The sequence below is a fragment of the Bradyrhizobium sp. INPA03-11B genome (assembly GCF_040446015.1).
Classification (GTDB): Bacteria; Pseudomonadota; Alphaproteobacteria; order Rhizobiales; family Xanthobacteraceae; genus Bradyrhizobium; species Bradyrhizobium macuxiense_A.
Map to the genome: position 1 here is coordinate 32,298 of NZ_JASGSR010000058.1, position 18,272 is coordinate 50,569.

At 64.7% G+C, this 18,272-nt stretch carries 16 protein-coding genes; 4 read left to right on the top strand and 12 right to left on the bottom strand.

The window, feature by feature from the left end; genetic code table 11:
- Window positions 1-84: 84 nt before the first annotated feature.
- From QMZ05_RS23520 to QMZ05_RS23540, 5 genes are all read right to left on the bottom strand, one after another.
- Window positions 85-1,965: a flagellar protein gene (locus tag QMZ05_RS23520; RefSeq protein WP_353702892.1), complete on the bottom strand. Its 1,881-nt coding sequence runs from the start codon at window positions 1,963-1,965 to the stop codon at window positions 85-87.
- Window positions 1,966-1,972: 7 nt separating this feature from the next.
- On the bottom strand, window positions 1,973-3,850 hold the full coding sequence (flgK, locus tag QMZ05_RS23525) for a flagellar hook-associated protein FlgK (protein WP_353702893.1): 1,878 nt from the start codon (window positions 3,848-3,850) through the stop codon (window positions 1,973-1,975).
- 46 nt (window positions 3,851-3,896) lie between these two features.
- Window positions 3,897-5,732 carry a flagellar hook-basal body complex protein gene (locus QMZ05_RS23530; RefSeq protein ID WP_353702894.1) on the bottom strand — a complete coding sequence of 612 codons (1,836 nt, stop codon included), beginning with the start codon at window positions 5,730-5,732 and terminating at the stop codon, window positions 3,897-3,899.
- Window positions 5,733-5,992: 260 nt separating this feature from the next.
- Window positions 5,993-6,493: a peptide-methionine (R)-S-oxide reductase MsrB gene (gene msrB / locus QMZ05_RS23535; RefSeq protein WP_074131701.1), complete on the bottom strand. Its 501-nt coding sequence runs from the start codon at window positions 6,491-6,493 to the stop codon at window positions 5,993-5,995.
- Window positions 6,494-6,566: 73 nt separating this feature from the next.
- Window positions 6,567-8,066, bottom strand: a complete 1,500-nt coding sequence (locus tag QMZ05_RS23540) for an FAD-binding oxidoreductase (RefSeq protein WP_353702895.1) — start codon at window positions 8,064-8,066, stop codon at window positions 6,567-6,569.
- A 94-nt stretch (window positions 8,067-8,160) separates the two neighbouring features.
- Here QMZ05_RS23540 and QMZ05_RS23545 point away from each other — a divergent pair, with 94 nt between their 5' ends.
- Both QMZ05_RS23545 and QMZ05_RS23550 read left to right on the top strand, forming a co-directional pair.
- A complete protein-coding gene (locus tag QMZ05_RS23545) occupies window positions 8,161-8,703 on the top strand; it encodes a histidine phosphatase family protein (protein ID WP_353702896.1) in 543 nt (180 codons plus the stop codon).
- 154 nt (window positions 8,704-8,857) lie between these two features.
- The gene (locus tag QMZ05_RS23550) at window positions 8,858-9,283 is read left to right on the top strand and encodes a universal stress protein (RefSeq protein ID WP_021077991.1); all 426 of its coding nucleotides are present in this window, start codon (window positions 8,858-8,860) and stop codon (window positions 9,281-9,283) included.
- Window positions 9,284-9,447: 164 nt separating this feature from the next.
- Here QMZ05_RS23550 and QMZ05_RS23555 read toward each other — a convergent pair whose 3' ends face one another.
- From QMZ05_RS23555 to QMZ05_RS23565, 3 genes are all read right to left on the bottom strand, one after another.
- A complete protein-coding gene (locus QMZ05_RS23555; RefSeq protein ID WP_353702897.1) occupies window positions 9,448-10,944 on the bottom strand; it encodes a DASS family sodium-coupled anion symporter in 1,497 nt (498 codons plus the stop codon).
- A gap of 72 nt (window positions 10,945-11,016) precedes the next feature.
- The gene (locus QMZ05_RS23560) at window positions 11,017-13,113 is read right to left on the bottom strand and encodes an acetate--CoA ligase family protein (protein WP_353702898.1); all 2,097 of its coding nucleotides are present in this window, start codon (window positions 13,111-13,113) and stop codon (window positions 11,017-11,019) included.
- A 4-nt stretch (window positions 13,114-13,117) separates the two neighbouring features.
- Window positions 13,118-13,909, bottom strand: coding sequence for an enoyl-CoA hydratase-related protein (locus tag QMZ05_RS23565; protein ID WP_146987927.1), 792 nt, complete (start codon window positions 13,907-13,909; stop codon window positions 13,118-13,120).
- A 322-nt stretch (window positions 13,910-14,231) separates the two neighbouring features.
- Between QMZ05_RS23565 and QMZ05_RS23570 the strand changes: the two genes are divergently transcribed.
- Window positions 14,232-15,029, top strand: a complete 798-nt coding sequence (locus QMZ05_RS23570; RefSeq protein WP_353702899.1) for a helix-turn-helix domain-containing protein — start codon at window positions 14,232-14,234, stop codon at window positions 15,027-15,029.
- A 36-nt stretch (window positions 15,030-15,065) separates the two neighbouring features.
- On the opposite strand, the gene QMZ05_RS23575 is transcribed toward QMZ05_RS23570, so the two are convergent.
- Window positions 15,066-15,248 (bottom strand): hypothetical protein, encoded by a 183-nt coding sequence (locus QMZ05_RS23575; protein ID WP_353702900.1) that lies wholly within the window; start codon window positions 15,246-15,248, stop codon window positions 15,066-15,068.
- A gap of 66 nt (window positions 15,249-15,314) precedes the next feature.
- Entirely contained in the window at window positions 15,315-15,551 is a 237-nt protein-coding gene (locus tag QMZ05_RS23580; RefSeq protein ID WP_353702901.1) for a DUF1127 domain-containing protein, read from the bottom strand.
- A 181-nt stretch (window positions 15,552-15,732) separates the two neighbouring features.
- Here QMZ05_RS23580 and QMZ05_RS23585 point away from each other — a divergent pair, with 181 nt between their 5' ends.
- Window positions 15,733-17,076 (top strand): PLP-dependent aminotransferase family protein, encoded by a 1,344-nt coding sequence (locus tag QMZ05_RS23585; protein WP_353702902.1) that lies wholly within the window; start codon window positions 15,733-15,735, stop codon window positions 17,074-17,076.
- Window positions 17,077-17,404: 328 nt separating this feature from the next.
- Here QMZ05_RS23585 and QMZ05_RS23590 read toward each other — a convergent pair whose 3' ends face one another.
- The gene (locus QMZ05_RS23590; protein ID WP_353702903.1) at window positions 17,405-17,761 is read right to left on the bottom strand and encodes a hypothetical protein; all 357 of its coding nucleotides are present in this window, start codon (window positions 17,759-17,761) and stop codon (window positions 17,405-17,407) included.
- 98 nt (window positions 17,762-17,859) lie between these two features.
- On the bottom strand, window positions 17,860-18,272 hold a 413-nt coding region (locus tag QMZ05_RS23595), incomplete at its 5' end, for a YdcF family protein (protein WP_353702904.1).

An 18,272-nucleotide genomic window follows, 5' to 3' on the forward strand; every position in this document is an offset into this window, starting at 1 on the left:
CTTGAAAACGCTCTGGCCTTCGCCTGAACGAAAAAGGCCTCCGCGAGGAGGCCTTTTTGCTGGCTGGAGATGGGTGGCGGACAATTAGCCGATCGGCAGATATTTCAGCAGCGTGGTCTGATAGAGCATCGACGTGGTCTGATACGACGCCTGCAGACTGGTCTGCAGCGCCAGGATCTTGGTTGCGACCTCGTCCTGATTGACGCCCTCGACCGAGTCGAGCATCGTTTCCGCCATGCTCTTGAGCTGGGTCTGGCGATCGGTGGCCGCCTTGGTCGCCGTCTGCGCGCCGGCGAACTCGGCCTGCACGTCCTGGATCTGCTGCTGGCCGTTCTGCGGCGCGAGGTTCGCGCCGACGCGCTGCGCCAACGCGGTCACCTGCCCGCTCGCATTCGGATTGCTGGCGTTGGTGGTGACCGCCGCATACACCGCGACGTTCTGCAGCAAGTAACGGAACGCCTGCTCGTTGGCGCGCGCGCCATATTGCACGGTGATCGACTGATCGACCTGCGCGACTGCGGTGCCGCGCGCCGATCCCGGGCCGTTTTCGCCTGTGTACCAGTACACGGTGTTGGCGGGGGTGCCCGCGACCAGGCTGGTCGCCGTGTTGAACGGCGGTCCCCCGACCCTGAGTGGTGCCGGGCTCGCAGTCGTGTTGTTGGCGATGCCGAGCGCGCCGAGCGCCGCCGTGTTGGAGCTCGAGATCGAGAGGCTCGCGCCGTCGGCGCCATGCAGGGTGATGACGCCATTGCTGATGGTCGACGGGTTCTTGGTGCCGCTGATCTGGTCGATCTTCACCATCAGCGTCTGCACGCTGTCGGTGACATTGATCTGGTTGCCGGTGGCACCCGAGGCAACGAACGTGATCGGGGTCCCGTTCACCGTGATGGTGTCACCGGATGCGAAGCTCGTCGACAGCGAGTCGGTGCCGGCTGCCCCCGACAGCGCCGTGGCACCTGAGATCGGCGCCGGCGGCGTGTTGTGGTTGTTGACGGCGGCGCCCGAGACGGTCGCGACCGGATTGAAGAAGTTGTTCGACGCCGCGACCGCGGAGGCTGCGACCAGCGACGTGTCGCTCAAGGTCTTGATCGACGACGTCAGCGTCGACTGCAGATTGGCCGTCGTCGCCGTGGTGTCGGCGCCGATCAGGAACGAACCGGCCGGCGGCGGGTTGGTGGTCGTCGCCGTGAGCTCGATCGCCTCGGTGGTGCCGTCGGGCAGCGTGAAGTTGAACTTGATCTTGTCGCCATCCTTCGGATTGACGGCGCCGAGATCGACCGATTCCGACTTCGGGGTGCCGGTCGGCTGCGTCACGGTGGCGCCGGTCAATGACGACTGCACCGACAGCAGCTTCAGGCCGAACGGCGAGCCGTCCTCGGCAACGCTCGTCACCGTGGTGGTCGCCGGCGGCGACGAGACGCTCAGGCGTCCCATCATGCTGGCGCCCTGATCGGCCTGCTTGCGCTCGTTGATGAGCTGGGTGAGGCCGGCCTGGGTTGCCGTGCCCTTCAGCATCGTGTCGGCCGACACCGTGGCCGGCGTATCCATGGCACGGCCGGAGAACAAGTAGCGGTCGCCCGACTGGCTATTCAGCATCGCAACCGCGTTGGCGAACGCGGCCTGCGCCGTGATCTGGCCCGAGGTCTGGCCGCTGTCGTTGAGCGTCAACGTAGCGGTCGTCGAGGCGTTCTTCACCTGGGTGCCGACGTCGGACAGACCTTGCAGGCTGAGGTTGGCGACGTTCAGGCGGGTGTTGAGATTGGTGGCGGTGTCGGAGAACGCATTGATGCCGCTGATCTGCGCACGCAGGCTGAGTGCGAAGCCGCGATCGAGCCCCTGCCCCGCATAGGTCGTCGACACCTTGCCCGTCGCAAGCTGCGTCGTCAGGTCATTGAGCTGACTGCGCAGGTTGAGGATCGTGGTGCCGATATAGGAAGTTCTGCCGCTTACGCCGTCGATCGACATGTTACCCTCACGTGAGCTGCAGCAGCGCGTCGTACATCTGCTTGATCGACGACATCACGCGCGCATTGGCCGAATAGGCGTTCTGGAGCGAGAGCAGATGCGCCATCTCCTCGTCCATGTTGACGCCGGAGGTCGAGTCCATCTTGGTTTGCAGTGTATTCAACACGACGTCCTGACCATCGGCCAGTTGCTTGGCCGCCGTCGCCGATTCACCCTGCTGACTGATGAACTGCTTGGCAAAGTTCAACAGCGTGCCGGTGAACGGCGCGCCCGACGTGCCGAGGCCGGTCTTCGGCGAATAGCTGTACGACGCGTTCGACAGCTGGTTCAGAATGAGGTTGGCGCGCGTGGTATCTCCGGCCGGCGTCTGCGGATTGGTCGAGTACACGACCATGCGCGAGGGATCGCCGACCAGCGCGGTGTTGACGCTGATGCGCGCGGCAAGGCCGGTCGACTGCGAGCCGTTCGCGGTGATCGCGCCGGTGTAGAGCCCGCCATTGTCGGTGAACAGCGGAAGCTGCGGATCGCCCGACGTCAGCGACGAGACGGTTGACGTGACCGAGGCCGCGGTCACGTCGGCCTTGTTGGCGGCGCCGTCGTCGAGCACGCGCAGTGTCGACCCGGACGGATTGGAGAACTGCAGGCCGGCTCCGCCGAGCGCACCGTTGAGCTGCGACAGCACCGAACTCATGCCGCCGGAAAAATCCACGCCCAGCACCTCGTCGTTCGGATCGACGGTTGCGGTGTTGCTGAGCGGCAGCACGCTCGGATCGTCGACGCGGACGATCGACAGGTTGTGCGTGAGGCCGGTGGTGTTGTCCTTGTAGGAGACGTGGATGGTGTTGCCGCTCTGCAGCCCCGAGAGATCGAGGTCGAATCCGGACTGCGCCCCCGCCGTCGCCGCCGTGCCCGCGGTCGTCTTGTCCGACAGCGCGCTCGACATCGCGGCGGCGAACTGGTCGATCTGCGTCTGGGCCTGCGCCAGCGTGTTGTCGCGCAGCTCAAGATAGGCGGCGATCTTGCCTGATCGGATCGAGTTGGTCGACACCATGTCATAGGTGCCGCCATGCGGGAACGTGATGGTGATGGTGCCGACGGTGCTCTTGGTTGGGTCGGAGTTGTACTGCGTGTTGGGCGTCATCGTGCCCTGGGCGTTGAAGCTGAGCGTCGCGGCTTCGGTGCCGACCAGCTGGACGCCGGAATTGGTGAACACGGTCACCTGGTTCTGGCTGTTGGTGACGGTGCGGATGTCCATCAGCTGCGAAAGCTGGGTGACGTAACGATCGCGCTGATCGAGCAATGCCGCGGTCGAGGCGTCGGTCGTGCCGGCATTGGCCGCGAGCTGCACATTGAGGCGCGCGATCTGCTGCATGGCATTGTTGGCGGTGCCGACGGAGTCGCTGATGCCGGCCTCGGCGTTGGCGCGCAACGTCTGGATTCCCTGCGAGGTCGCGTTGAGCTGCTGCGCCATCGATTGCGCGGCATTGACGACGCCGATGCGGGCCGACTGCGAGTCCGGGCTGGTCGACAGCCCCTGCAACGCGGTCAGGAACTTGTTGTAGGCATCCTCGATCGTGCCGGTGGAGTCGGGATTGCCGTAGACGCCCTGCAGATTAGCAAGGAAGCTCGAGCGGACATCGGCGTAGGACGCGCCCGACGTCTCGGTGCGAAGCTGGGTCTGCAGGAATTCGTCGAGCTGGCGGTTGACGCCGGTGATGAGGACGCTCGATCCGAACTGGCCGGTGGTGCCGGTATCCTGGTTCAGCGTCTTCCTGACGTAGCCGGGCGTCTCCGCGTTGGCGACGTTCGACGACACGAGCGAGAGCGAGGCCTGCGTGGCGCGCAGGCCCGACATCGCGGTGGAAAGGGCTTGGCTCAAACCCATGCTGTGTACTCGCCTTTACTGCTTCACACGTGCATCGTCGATGCGATCAGCGCACCACGTTCAGGAGATCCTGCACCATCGAGTTGGTCGTCGTGATCACCTTGGTATTGGCCGAATAGGCCTGCTGGGTCACGATCAGCTTGGTGAACTCGTCGGCAATGTCGGTGTTCGAGCTTTCGAGCGAGGAGCCGACAATGGTGCTGCCGCCCTTGCCGAACAGCGCGCCACCGGATTCGTCGGTCGCCTCGAACGCGCCGCCGTCGATGCGCTTGAGGAAGTTGGTGCCGTTGAAGGTCGCCACCGAGATTTCGGCGAGGTCGATGTTGCGGCCGTTGGTGTAGTTGCCGACGATACGGCCGTTGGTCGAGACGCTGACCGACTGCAGCTGGCCAGCCGGGAAGCCGTCCTGCTGGATCTGGTTGACCTGGACGTTGCCGTTGGCGTCCGCGAACTGGGTCACGCCGCCGGAGCCGAAATTGATCACGGGGTTGCCGAGCGACACGCCGTTGACGACGGCGTTGTTGAGCGTCACCGAGGAGATCGCCGGCGACATCTGGCCGTTCGCCGCGAAGGTAAAATTGACGTTGGCGTTCTGCCAGGAGACCTGTGTGCCGGTCGCGTTCGGATTGACCTGGTAGAACAGGTTCCAGCTGTCGGTATGCCCGGCGCCCAGCGAGGAGCTGTCGGACTTGGCCCAGCGGAATTGCAGGTTCACCGGCGCACCCGACACGTCATAGGCCGTAACGGCGCCGCCCGAGACGGATTCGTTCAGGAAGGTCGAGTTGTCGTTGCCGACGACCTGGCCGGTGCCCACGGTGCCGCCGCCGCCGCGGGTCGCGACCGCCGAGCCGGTGAAGCCGAGCGCCGCGAGGGCGGTCGAGTTCGAGCTCGTCACGTTGAGATCCGCTGCGGTGCCGGAGTGCAGCGTGATCTTGCCGCCGCTGATCGTCGATGGCGTTGCGGTACCGGTGATCGCGTCGATCTTGGCGAGCAGCGTTCCGATGCTGTCGGTGACGTTGAGCTGGTTGCCGGTCGCGCCCGAAGCCACGAAGGTGATGACGGTGCCGTTCACCGTGATCGTATCGGCGGGCACGACGGGCGGACCGGCCGAGCCGGCGCTGAAGCTGGCGTTGATCGAGTCGCTGCCGGCAGCGCCCGAAAGCAGGGTCGCGGCGGTGTTGGCCACCGACGGCGTCGCCTTGTTGTTCTGCGCAGTGCCGGTGACAGAGGAATCGGTGTACGGCGCGGCCGGCGTGCCCAGCACCAGCGGGTTATGTCCGGCGCTGAACGCGCCCGGCCGGATCAGCTCGGAGCCCGGAACCGAGGTGTCGTGCGCGGTGGTCAGGGGGTAGGACGCAAGGTTGGCGCGATAGTCGATCTTGGTGGTCTGCTGCGCCGGCAGGAAGTCGTTCTTGAAGCGCAACGTTTGCGGCGAGGAGCCAGAGGGGTTGCCTGTGGTCGGGTCGATCGGCACGCCCTCGAGATAATAGCCGGCGCCGTTGACGAGATAACCGTCCTTGTTGAGCTGGAAATCGCCGCGGCGGGTGTAGCGGTCGACGCCGTCGAACACCGGCGAGCCGTCGGTGAAGCCGCCGGGCTTCTGCACCGCGAAGAAACCGTTGCCGTTGATCGCCATGAAGGTCGCGACCGACGCCGACTGCACGTCGCCCTGCACCGAGTTGGTCGAGCGCGACTGCGCGGTGACGCCGCCGGCGAGCTGCGCGGTCAGCGCGGTCTGCGGGACGAGGTCGAGGAAGGAGGTATCGATGCGCTTGAAGGCCGTGGTCTGCGAGTTGGCGATGTTGCCGGAGATGTTCTCAAGCGCGTACGACCCTGCGCGCAAGCCACCGACCGCCGTCGTAAGTGCGCCGAAGATACCCATGACATGTTCTCCAATTCGATTCCCGGCGGCTGGCAATCAGCAGATGGCCGCATCGGCGGAGCATGTCGCAAAGGTCGTGCCAGGAAACGAATCGTAACAAAATCATGCGCTTGAAAAAAAAGCCCCGGCCGTTTAACCGGGGCACAATTGCCGGGCAGGCAACAATTGCCGGGAGGGAGCGCAGTTCTGAGCACGCTCCCGCTTTTGTTTTGCCGCGTTTTCTTGACGCGAACCGGTACCCACTTCGCTTGAAAACGCTATTAGGTCGCCGACGGCGCCGCCGGGTGGAACACCAGCGCAAAGCCGTCCATGCAGTAGCGCAGCCCGGTCGGCTTCGGGCCGTCGTCGAAGACATGGCCGAGATGGCCGCCGCAGCGGCGGCAATGCACCTCGGTGCGCAGCATCCCGAAGGTGCGGTCCGACGTGGTGCCGACCGCGTTGTCCAGCGGCTTCCAGAAGCTCGGCCAGCCGGTGCCGCTCTCATACTTGGTCTCGGACGAGAACAGCGGCAGGTCGCAGCCGGCGCAGGCGAAGGTGCCCTTGCGGTGCTCCTTGAGCAGCGGGCTCGATCCCGGCCGCTCGGTGCCCTGGTTGCGCAGGATCTCGTATTGCTGCGGCGTCAGCTGCGCCTTCCATTCGGCGTCGGTCTTCTCGATCTCGAATTTCTCGGCGGCCTGCGCCGGCGAGGCGCGCAGCCAGCGGAACGCAGCGAAGCTCAGCAGGCTGGCGACGGAAGCAAGCAGGATGCGGCGATCGATCATCAATCATCTCCGATGCGGGGGCCAAAGCAGGCCGAACAGGCTCGCCAACAGATACGAACCCCGCTGCAGGACGTTACATCCGCCCGTCGGAGATCCGCTCACTTTCTTGCGAGGCGTGAGGATACCGCTCCTCGCCATCCTCGATCTGCCGGGGTGGCGCGGGCGGCGGCACCGGCCGTACCACGGCCCCCGGCGGACGGCGGGGTGCCGGCCCCCGGGTTCCCGCCTTGAGATTGGCCTCGGCGAGCCGTGCCTCGCGGGCCTGCTCCCGCGCACGTGCTCCCTCGCGGTAGCGCGCCAGCACGCCGGCCGCGGATGCTGCGCCCCGCGCCCACAGGCCGACGAAATGACCGGCGACGCGGCCGGTGGTGCCGCCGGCCCAGACCAGCTCGAACGGCGAAAACAACCGCCAGCGGTCGTCGCCCCAAAGGATGCTGCGCGCGATCAACTGGCCCGCGAGCGCCGAGGTGTTGAGCCCCTGCCGGCCGAAGCCGCTCGCCACCCACAGGCCCCTGCGCAACTGGCCGATCTGCGGCATGCCATGCACGGTGACGCCGACCGCGCCGCCGAACGTGTCTGCGATCGCGGGCTTGCCAAGTTGCGGAAACACCGTGGCGATGCGGCGCTGCACCGCCGCACCGAATCGCTTCGGCCGCGCATCCCAGGTCGTTTCGGGACTGGCCCACAACAGGCGATCGCCATCGACGACGCGGAAATGATCGATGCCGTCGCTGTCGACGACCGAGCCGGAAAAGGCGATCGCCTCGGCCAGCCGTTCCCCGAGCGGTTCGGTCAACGCCGCGTAACGCCACACCGGCAGCAGCGTATCGGACAGGCGCTTCAGCGGCGCACCGAGATGGATATTGCCGGCGAGGACAATGTGGTTGGCACGCAAGCGCGCCGTCGGCGTCACGATGCGCTTGCGGATGCCGGAAAAATCGATGCTGACGACCGGCGTCTCCTCGAAGATCCGCACCCCCGCCCGCACAGCCAGCGCGGCGAGACCGTGGACATATTTGCGGCCGTCGATCTGCAACGCCTTCGGATAGTAGATGCCGTGGAAATAGCGGCCGGTCCTGAGCACGCTGCGCACGCGGTCCACCTGCCAGCCCTCGACTTCGGTCGCAAATTCCTCGCCCAGCGTCTGCAAGCGGCTGATCAGCGCCTCGCCGACATCGACATTGGAGACTTCCAGCGCGCCGTCGCTTGGGCTGATGCCCGGGATCAAATCCTCGGTGGCCGTGGCGCGAACATAGTCGGCGCCCTCCTTCGACAGCGCCCACAATTCGCGGGCATCATCGAGGCCGACGCGCTCGATCACATCTGCGATCGGCAGGCCGAAGCCCGGCACCACGGTGCCGAGATGATGGCCGGAAGCGTTCCAGCCGACCTGGCGCCCTTCGAGCACGGCGACACTGGCCCCGAGCCGCGCCGCCTCGCGGGCCACGGTCAGGCCGGCCAGCCCCGCCCCGACCACGCAGATGTCGACGTCGAGGTCGAACGCCAGGCGGTCGCGGAACGGCGAGGACGCCGCGTCGGGGCCGTCTGCCGCACTTGTGGAAGTCTCGCTCATGTCGTTTCTTACGAACCGCAACGGCGCTTGTCACCTTGTCCAGGGCATGAGCCTGTAGAATTAATTCGACCAGACCGAATCGAGATGGAAGTTCATGCGCCGTTTGCTGCTGCTGCGTCACGCCAAGACCGAACACGACGCGCCCTCGGGGCACGACCAGGATCGCCGTCTCGACGAGCGCGGCCACCGCGATGCGGCGGAGATCGGCGGCTGGATCGCGCGCCACCCGCCTTTGCCCAATCTGGCGCTGGTGTCGCCGGCGGTCCGCACCACGCAGACCTGGGAGATCGTGCGCGAGGCGCTGAAGGGCGCCGGATCTGCGCCGAAAGTCGACGTCGTGCCGGAACTCTACGGCGCCGATCCGGCGCAGCTGCTCACCGCGATCCGGATGGCCTCGGTTACCGATCCGAAGCGGCTGATGCTGATCGGCCATAATCCCGGCATGCATGAGCTGGCGCTGACGCTGACCGGCAGCGGCGACGAGGCGGCGAAGCGCGCGCTCGCCGACAACCTGCCGACCTCGGGTCTCGCCGTCTTCGACTTCGCGACCGACGACTGGAACGACGTCTCCTTCCGGCGCGGCAAGCTCGTCCTGTTCGTCAGCCCTAAACTGTTGAAGCAGGCCTCGCGCGGCTGACGCGGGCGGACACCGCCGCTCCGCCATGCTATATTGACGATCGCGCGACAGGGGGACCGGTTCGCGTCGACCACGAGCTACCGAAGAAAAAGAAGGCGCGCGTCCTGGCACCGGGACCAAACGGCTCCAGACCAATCGCGGACAGGAGGCGCTGATGTACAAGTCCATTCTCGTGCCGATCGACCTCGCCGATACCGATCTGGCGAAGCCTGCGATCGCAACCGCAGCGACGCTGTCGCAAACCTGGAACGGCGCGGTGCGCCTGCTCAACGTGCTGCCGATGACGCCGGTGATGCTCGCCGAATACGTTCCGGCGGATTTCGACAGCCAGCAGCGTGAAACATCGGAAGAAGCGCTTGCGATCGTGGCGCGCGAATCCGGCATCGCACCCGGGCGCATCTCGGGCGTGGTCCGCCAGGGCGGCATCTATCACGAGATCCTCGAGGAGGCCGCGACCATGAAGGCCGACCTGATCGTGATGACCTCGCACCGCCCGGCGATGCGCACCTACTTCCTCGGCTCGAATGCCGGACACGTGGTGCGCTACGCCAAATGCTCGGTGCTGGTGGTCCGGCACTAGCCGGCTGCGTTAGGGGGCCGCCGCAGGCGGCTCCGCCAAAATATCGAAAACAACCCCATGCAAAGTAGCGGGCCGCTGCCGCCGTTCGACCAGGCAACTTGAAACGCCGGGCAAATCAGGGACATTCTTCCAATATTCGGAAATTTCGCCGGTCCGCGCTTCATTCATCTCCACAGACCGACGAGCGGCCAATAGGTGAACATGAACAGTATCATGATACCGTACATGATCGCCGCGAGCGGCAAACCAAGCTTCATCATGTCGCGTGTCGTGAAGCCGCCGGCACCGTAGGCGATCATGGCTGGAGCCGACGTCACCGGGATGATGGAAAGACATTGGGCAATGAGCGCGACACCGAGAACGATTCCGACTATCGGCAAATCCTGATTGTGCAGCGAGACGAGGAAGCCGATGATCGCCGGCGTGATGGCGGTCAGACAAGACGTGATGCTGGTGAAGCAGAAGCGTACGAAGAAAACGACCACGAAGATCGTCAACGCCAGCACCGTGACCGAGAGGCGTCCCATCCCGGATTCGACGAACGCCACCTTGGACAACCATGCCGCACCGCCCGTCCTGGTGAACATATCCGCCATCGAAATTCCCGCACCGAACAGCAGGATCGAATTCCAGTCGATCCGCTTGTAAAGGTCGTTGCAGGTGGTCACGCCGACACCGGGCAGCACGAGCAAGAGGACGCAGAGCACCGATATGGCGGACGCCTCGACGTGGTGAACCTTGTCTGTAGCCCAAAGCAGGATTGTCAGCACCATGATGAACGAAGCCCGCTTCTCTGCCGTCGACATCGGTCCCAACTCCGCGATTCGCGCGGTAATGTAGTCCCGGCCTCCGGGCAATTCGGCAAACTCAAACTTGAAGAGCCTGGTCGTCAGAAAGTAGAGACCAACCGAAAAAACGAGCGTGTAAGGAAAGAGGTAGATCAGCCAGTCGAGATAACCGACCTGAGGCTGACCAGCCCCGGTCAGGAAATTGACCATCACCGGATTGGGCGCGGCTCCGGTGAGGACGCCCACACCGGTCACCGACGGCAGGATACCTGCCATGAGGAGCATGGCCTTTCCAATCTGACTGTTGCGTGGAACGCCAAACGCCTCGATCAGCCCGATCACGATCGGAACGAGCGTTGCCGCACGTGCGATCACCGAGGGAATGAAGAAGGTGAGCGCAAACGCCGTCAGAATGATGCCCAGCATGATCGCACGGGTGCTTGCGCCCACCAGTTCGAGGATCAGATAGGCGACCCGCTTTTCGAGCCCGGTGCCGGTAATCGCCGCCGCCATGGCGAGACCCGCTGCGACGAATAGCCAGCCGCTGTTCGAGAAGCCGCTGAGCGCGAGCGGAACGGCCTTCGCCGTTCCAAGGATGCTGCCCGCGTCACCTGCCGCGGGCGAAAAGCCGAGCGCCAGGATCAGCAGGAAGACCAGCGCGACCGCGCTGACCCCGTAGGGGATCGCCTCGGTGATCCACATCAGCACGACGAAGGCCATCACGGCGATGACGCGTTGTCCCGCCAGCGAGAGACCGGCCGGGGACGGCGCCATGACGATAGCCATCATGATCGCGATGCCGATCAGCACGGTCAGGAGCTTCCTTGTGCTCGCCCCCGCAGTTTCGGACGCAGCATGGGCCAGCGTCGACATGCGTATCCTCCATTTTTGATTTTTAGGTCACCGACGTAATTGCCGGTGCTTTTCATCGCGCAGCGGACTTGCTCAGCCGCCAACGGGTCCAAGCACCACGACGCCATCCGCGGCTCGCACGCCTTGGCCCGCCGCTAAGATGAACACGGGGTTGACTTCGGCCTCGATCAGGCGCTCGCCGAGTTGTGCCGCCATCAGCGAAAAAGCCACGATAGTCGATACAAGTGCGTCGATATCCGCCTTTGGACGGCCCCGAAATCCGTCGAGCAGCGGCCAAGTGATGAGGTCATGCACCATCGAGAGCGCCTCGTCCCGGCTCAATCCGCCCTGCGGCGGCAAAAGCCGCATGGTCGTGTCCTTGAAGAGTTCTGCCGTGACACCGCCCATGCCGAGCAGAATTGCCGTGCCCAACGCATCGCGATGCATACCAAGGATCAGTTCGGCGCCTCCCGTAACCATCTCCTGTACCAGGAAGCGGCGCGGTCGCTGGCCCGTTGCCGCTTTCACGTCGTCTGCCATGGCGTTCAGACGGGAACCGATCGTGTCGGGTGTCAGATTGACGGCGACACCACCGACATCGCTCTTGTGCGTGATTTCGCTGGAGAGAATTTTCAGTACCACCTTTCCACCGAGTTCGCGCGCCGCAGATTGCGCCTCGTTCGATGTCTCGACGATCCGCTCATTTACCGCGGGGATGCCGAAGCGTGCGAATAGCGCCTTGGCCTCGGCCTCGTCGAGTGAGCCCTGGGAAAGATCGCTGATGTGGACCTGGCGTTCGGGCGATGACGCAAATTCAGCCGGCGTCGACCGGGCCGCCAGCAGCAATCCGGAAAACGCCGAGGCGCAGCTTTCGGCTGACGTATAGGCCGGCACGCCGCGTGCGGTGAGAGCCGCGCCGACGTTCGGCGCGTGCGGGCTGACATAGGCAATGACCGGCTTGTCCGACTCCGGCAAGCAGTCGTGGACGGCATCCGCCAGCAGCGCCGGCGATCCCACAGCGGACGACCCAGCGATAACCACGAGGGCATCATATGAAGGGCTGGCGAGCAAGGCGCTGATCGCACCCCGCAGGACATCAGGATGCAAGCCGGCCAAGGTCAAGTCGACCGGATTGCGGTCAAGATTGGCATGGGATCCTGATTGCAGCGATGCGAGCCGAGCGGCGGTCGCCGCATCGGGCGCAGGCGTCTCGAAACCGGCGACACCGAGACTGTCGGAGACGATTGTTCCGGCTCCGCCCGTGGAGGTGAGGATCGCCACGCGCTTTCCGCTGAGCTTCCGCCCCGCGGCTAGAGCGGCCGGAATATCGAGCAACTCCTCGAATGTCTTCGCCCGGATTACGCCAAGTTGCCTGAACAGCGCATCGTACATGCGATCCGAGCCAGCCAGCGCGCCGGTGTGCGACACCGCCGCCTTGGCGCCGGCCTCGGAACGGCCGATCTTGAAAGCCACCACCGGCTTGCCTGCCGCGCGCGCCTTTTGCACAGCTTCGCGGAAACGGGAAGGATGCCGGATCGCCTCGACATACAAGGCGATCACCCTGGTTGCTTCGTCTGCGGCAAGAAACTCTATGAAGTCCGAAAGCTCGAGATCCGCTTCATTGCTGGTGGACACCAGCTTCGACAATCCAATTCCGCGCGCCGCGGCGCGAGAAAGCAGCGCGCCAAGGATTCCGCCGCTCTGCGAGACGAGCCCGATCGAGCCCACAGGGAAATGGTCCATTGCCAGGGCGCCCGAAGCCGACAGCACAATGTTGTCGGTCAAGTTGACGAGTCCGATCGTGTTCGGGCCAAGAACCCGCATCGGGCCAGCAGCTTGCAAGAGCTCTTTCTGACGCAGAGCCCCCTCCTCGCCAGTCTCGGCATAGCCGCTGGCAAGGACGATTGCTGCGGCGGCGCCTCTTTTGGCGAGCTCCCGCACGGCCAGATGCGCGCGCTCGGCGCCCAGGAGGACGATCCCGACGTCGGGCACAGCAGGGAGTGCCTCGACATCGCGATAACAGGTGAGTCCACCGATGCGGTCCACCTTCGGGTTGACAGGGTAGATCCCGCCCGAAAAGCCGTGTTTTTGCAGGAACGACACCGGCCGCCCCGAGGTCTTGCCCGGATCGGCCGAGGCGCCGATAACGGCAATGCTGCGCGGCCTGATGAGGCGTGCGATGGCGTTCACGGCATCACTCCTTCGCGGATGATTTTGCGAGGAAAGCCATCACCGCTTCGCGATGCTCGGCGCTGGTGTAACAGATGGCCTGCGCCTGGCTGCCGAGATCGAAAATCTCGTGCGCCGAACGCTCGAAAGACTGGTTGAGAATTTTCTTGCTCAGCGCCAGCGCCGTCGGCGATCCCTTCGCGAGTTCGACCGCCCAGGCCTTCGCGGCGCTGAGAAGCTCGCCGGAAGCCACCTTTCGATCGAGAATGCCGAGGGCGAGGGCCTCGTCTGCTTCGACCACCCGCCCGGTGAAAATAAGCTCCTTGGCTCTGGGTAGTCCGACCCGGCGCGGCAGAAAATAGGAGCCGCCGCCGTCGGGGATCAGCCCGCGCTTGATGTAGGACCAGGTGAACTTCGAATACTCCGATCCGATCAGGAAGTCGCATGCGAGCGCGGTGTCGGCGCCCAGACCGGCAGCCGCGCCGTTCACGGCGGCGATGGTCGGCTTGGGCAGGTTGAGCAGCATGGACTGGATACGATGGACGCCCTGCTGGCGGCTCCAACCATTGAACGCGACCTCGCCGTGCGGAGCTTCCAGGCGCCGCTTCATGCCACTGATATCGCCGCCTGCGCAAAATGCGCTGCCACGTCCGGTTAGCACCAGTGCCCGGATCGCGTTGTCGCTCGTGACCGTCTGGAGCGCATCCACGAATTCCGAGCGCATGTCATCGCTCATGGCATTGCGGCGGTCGGGCCTGTTGAAGGCGATGTTGGCGACACCTGCGTCGACTGAGAACTCGATGAGTTTAAAGGTCATGTGCAAGCCTTGGACTGGTTTGGTGCTGCGTGCGGATCTTCATGGCGGAGGAGGCATCACTGCGAAGGCGCCGGCTGATGCCGGCCCGTACATCCCGGCACTCCTGCGCGGGAAACCAACGATGTATCGATTTCAAGCCGGCTCTATCCTGTCGACATCGACGAACCGGAGCAGCCGGAAGTTACACAACAGGAATGTCAGACATTGCGTTTCGTGCTCCCGAGGTGCTTCGCGCTGTTTTATTGCTTGCCTGAATACTGAACTGTCATAGAAAGGGCCATCCCCGATTTCCACTTAGTGGAATTAGGCGAGGAGGGACGGTATGGCTTCGGCTCGTCAATATGCCGGCGGCGCGAACGGAAACCGATCGCTGGAGCGTGGCATCGAGATTTTGCGGGCGTTCCGGCCCGGCGTCGATACGCTCGGCAATGGCGAAATCGCCGAACGAACCCGCCTCCCCCGCTCCACGGTGAGTCGGCTGACCAAGACACTGGTTAAATTCGGCATGCTCGACGAAGTCCCTATCGAGCGAAACTATCGGCTTGCCGCTGCCGTTCTCAGCCTTGGTCATGCCTTCCGCATGGGATCACCGGTGCTCAGGGTGCTCGGTCCGTTGATGCGGGCTGAATCGACGCGACGCAGGCTGAATGTCGGTCTCGCATCCGGCGATCGCACCATGATGGTCTATCTGGAATCCATTCGCTACAATCCGCGACCGACATTGCGCAGCATCGTGGCAGGCCAACAGGTGCCGATGGAACTGACCTCGCTCGGGCGTGCCTATCTGGCGGCGATTCCGGACGCTGCCCGCGACAGGCTGATAGGGCAATTCAAGCGACGCAACGCCGCCGTTGCGAAGACGCTGAACGCCGACGTCCAGAAGTCGATCCGCGCGGTCAAGCGCTACGGGTATTGTGCGGTCTCCTGGCAGCCCGGCGTGCTCGCTGTCGCCACACCGATCGTCCTGGACGGCCTGCCGGTCTACGCTCTCAACATGAGCATGCAAGACATCGAGCCGAGCGAAGCATTGAGCGCGGAAATGGGCGAATACCTCATGGCCTTTGCGGACCGATGCAAGCATGCGCTCTCTGGCCCAAGGGACGAACTCTTTCAGGCTTGAATCCGCGATGACGATTCAACCAAATCTCATCGCGCTTTAGAGGCGATTACGTTTGGCTGTGTGCGGAACGCCTCGCGCTCGATCGAGGCGGCCACCAGCGGCGCTTGGTCGGGCTGCGATCGGCGGCGAGAAAACGGAGCCCTGCACCAGGTCGCAATCGAGGCTGCCGAGCACGTCCACTTCGGCCGGCAACTCGGCGCCCTCGGCCACGACGGTCATGCCAAAGCCCGTGCGACGGCGCGATGGTGCCGCCGAGCAGCTTGCGCTTCTCCGCCGCGGAGCAGCTTAGCGGATCCGCACCAGCTCCAGGTCGAGATCGCCGGTGACGGCGGTCTCGATGTGGCAGCGCGAGATTCCGATGTCGCGCAGCGTCCGGTCATCGAGCTGGCGCAGCGTCTTGATCGCCTCGCGGCGCACCCAATAGGTCGCGAGCGCATCGCCCCACCCGCGGAGCAATCGGAGCAATCCGCCCAACATACTGGACCGCACGGGCGCTGCGGCGGCTGAGGATATCGTCGTCATTGTCATCTCCTTCGACGCCCAAAAGGCAAAGCTATACCGTTGACACAAATGCTGTTTCAGCACCTGCGCCGTCACGACCTCGGATTGCTTGCGCGCTCCTCGGTGCAATCATGGGCTTGTTCCCCCTTAAATGATCCGGTACATTGCTCGGAGCAAGTAAAACATTGCTCTCGGTGCAATAATGTCGCGATTTGAGTATCTGAAGTTGGCGGATGCGGTGGCCGCCGAGATCGCCAGCGGCGCGCTGAAGGCCGGCGACCGCCTGCCGCCGCAGCGCCATTTCGCCTATGACCGCAACATCGCCGTCTCGACGGCGAGCCGGGTCTACACCGAGCTGTTGCGGCGCGGGCTGGTGGTCGGCGAAGTCGGCCGCGGCACCTTCGTGTCGGGCGAGGCGCGCCGTGGCATCGCCGCTCCGACCGAGCCGCGCGGCGCCCGCATCGACCTCGAATTCAACTATCCTCTGCTGCCGCACCAGGCGACGATGATCGCCAAGAGCCTGGAAGGGCTAGAGCGGCCCGAGGTGCTCGAGGGTGCGCTGCGGCCGGCGACCAGTTTCGGCACGCGGGCGGCGCGGACGATCTCCTCGGAATTCCTGGCGCGCAAGAGCTGGGTGCCGAATCCCGACCAGATCGTGTTCACCGCCAACGGCCGGCAATGCATCGCTGCGGCGCTTGCCGCCGTCGTGCCGCCCGGCGGTCGCTGCGGCGTCGAGGCGCTGACCTACCCGTTCGTGAAGGGCATTGCCGCGCGGCTCGGCATCACGCTGGTGCCGCTCGCGATGGACGAGCACGGCGTGCGCCCGGACGCGGTGCAGAAGGCGCACCGCGAGGCGCATCTGTCCGCAATCTACGTCCAGCCGACGATCCAGAACCCGCTCAGCATCACGATGCCGGCCGAGCGCCGCGCCGAGCTGTTGCGCGTGATCGAGAAGCTCGGCCTCGTCGTCATCGAGGACGGTGTCTATGGATTCCTCGACGACGAGGTGCCGCTGGCCGCGCTCGCGCCCGACAGCTGCATCGTGCTCGACAGCCTGTCGAAGAAGGTCGCGCCCGGTCTCGCGCTCGGCTTCATCGTCTCGCCGCCGCGGCTGCGCGAGAGCATCATGGCCGCGGTGCGCTCGGGCGGCTGGACGGCGTCGGGCTACGCCTTCGCCGCGGGGCAGCGCCTGATGGCCGACGGCACCGCCGCCGAACTGTCACGGCTGAAGCGAATCGACGCCGGCCGCCGCCAGCAGATCGCGGCGAAGCATCTGGCCAATTTCGAGATCCAGACCAACCCGAAGTCCTATCATCTCTGGCTGACCCTGCCGCCGCATTGGCGCTCGCAGACCCTGGTTGCGGCCGCGGCACGCCGCGACATCGCGCTGACGCCGTCGACGACCTTCGCCGCCACGCCGGGGCACGCGCCCAACGCGGTGCGGCTTGCGCTTGCCGCGCCGCCGATGGAGCAGCTCGACCTCGGCCTGCGGACACTGGCGGGAATGCTGAGCGCGACCGAAGAGGATTTCGACTCGACGGAGTGACGCCGCGCCGAGCAACCGGCCTTCTTGATCTCCGGCTGCCTTAGTTTGCTTCAGCGCCCCCTGTAAGTCCCCCGTCAGGCACCGGCAGTAGCATCGCGCGCAGGAGGCTCTGATGCGCAGCCTGCTGACGGGGTATTTCATGATCTTCGGGTTTCCCATTCAGAACTGGGTGCCCCCGACATTTGCGGCGCTGTTGGCCTGGATCGCGTTTTCACGCCGGCTGTTCAAGTAATCAGCGACGAGCGACCGGCTCGCGGCGCAGCAGTTCAGAATTGGTTGGCGCTCGCGATCGCTGCACTTGCAGCGGCCTGTTCCTGTGGTCGGCGCGCTAGAAACCACACGCAGCATACGTCTTTCTGACGAGACGAAAATGCGCGCCCTCGGCCACGAAGTCCACATCCAGGCACTGGTTGCCTCGGCGGTACTCCCCGATCACGCCGCACTGCAGATATTCGAGGTTGATCCGCCAGCGCTTCTCTTGCGGCGAGTAGGTCGCGAAGTCGTGCTGCGCGACCGGCGTGCCCTTGCAGATTCCGGCAACATATTGCCGTACATCGAGGGGCAGGTTGTCGACGTGGCTATGATCCAGCGGATCGTGTTTGTTGCCGACGCTGCCCTTCGAAAGAACCGGAGAGATGCTCAAGAGCGCGAGGCACAGAGCCAGAAACGGGGTCCGGATTGTCATCTGACACTCCAGCTAAAAGCAAATCAGACGGCAATGTTACAGCGTGTTGCTTACAGCCCGCTTACAGTCCGGCCGGCGAGAACCTACAGATTCGCCGTTCAGACAACCGGCCACTGCGCGATGAATCCCCTCGCCATGTACGGCTCGATCTTGTCCCACTCGGCCAGGACGCGGCGGCGAAACTCGGGGACGGTGTGCCAAAGCGCACGCGGGACGGCAAAGCTATCCACCGTCACCAGCATCTTCTCGACCTCCGGCCAGTGCCGCTGCAGCGTCATGGGATAACGCCGCGCGGTCCAGCTATTGCCGAGGCAGATCACGCTCCTGATATTGGCGAGCCCCAACGCCGTGTCGATCACCGGCAGCGAGAAGATCACGTTCTCGCCGGTGTTCTGCGCGCGATGCTCCTCGAGGATCCGCTCCGACGGCACGCCGCCCGCAACCATCGCGGCCTTGATGATCTCGCACTCCGAGCGGCCATCGCCCGGCGTGATGCCGCCGCTCACGATCG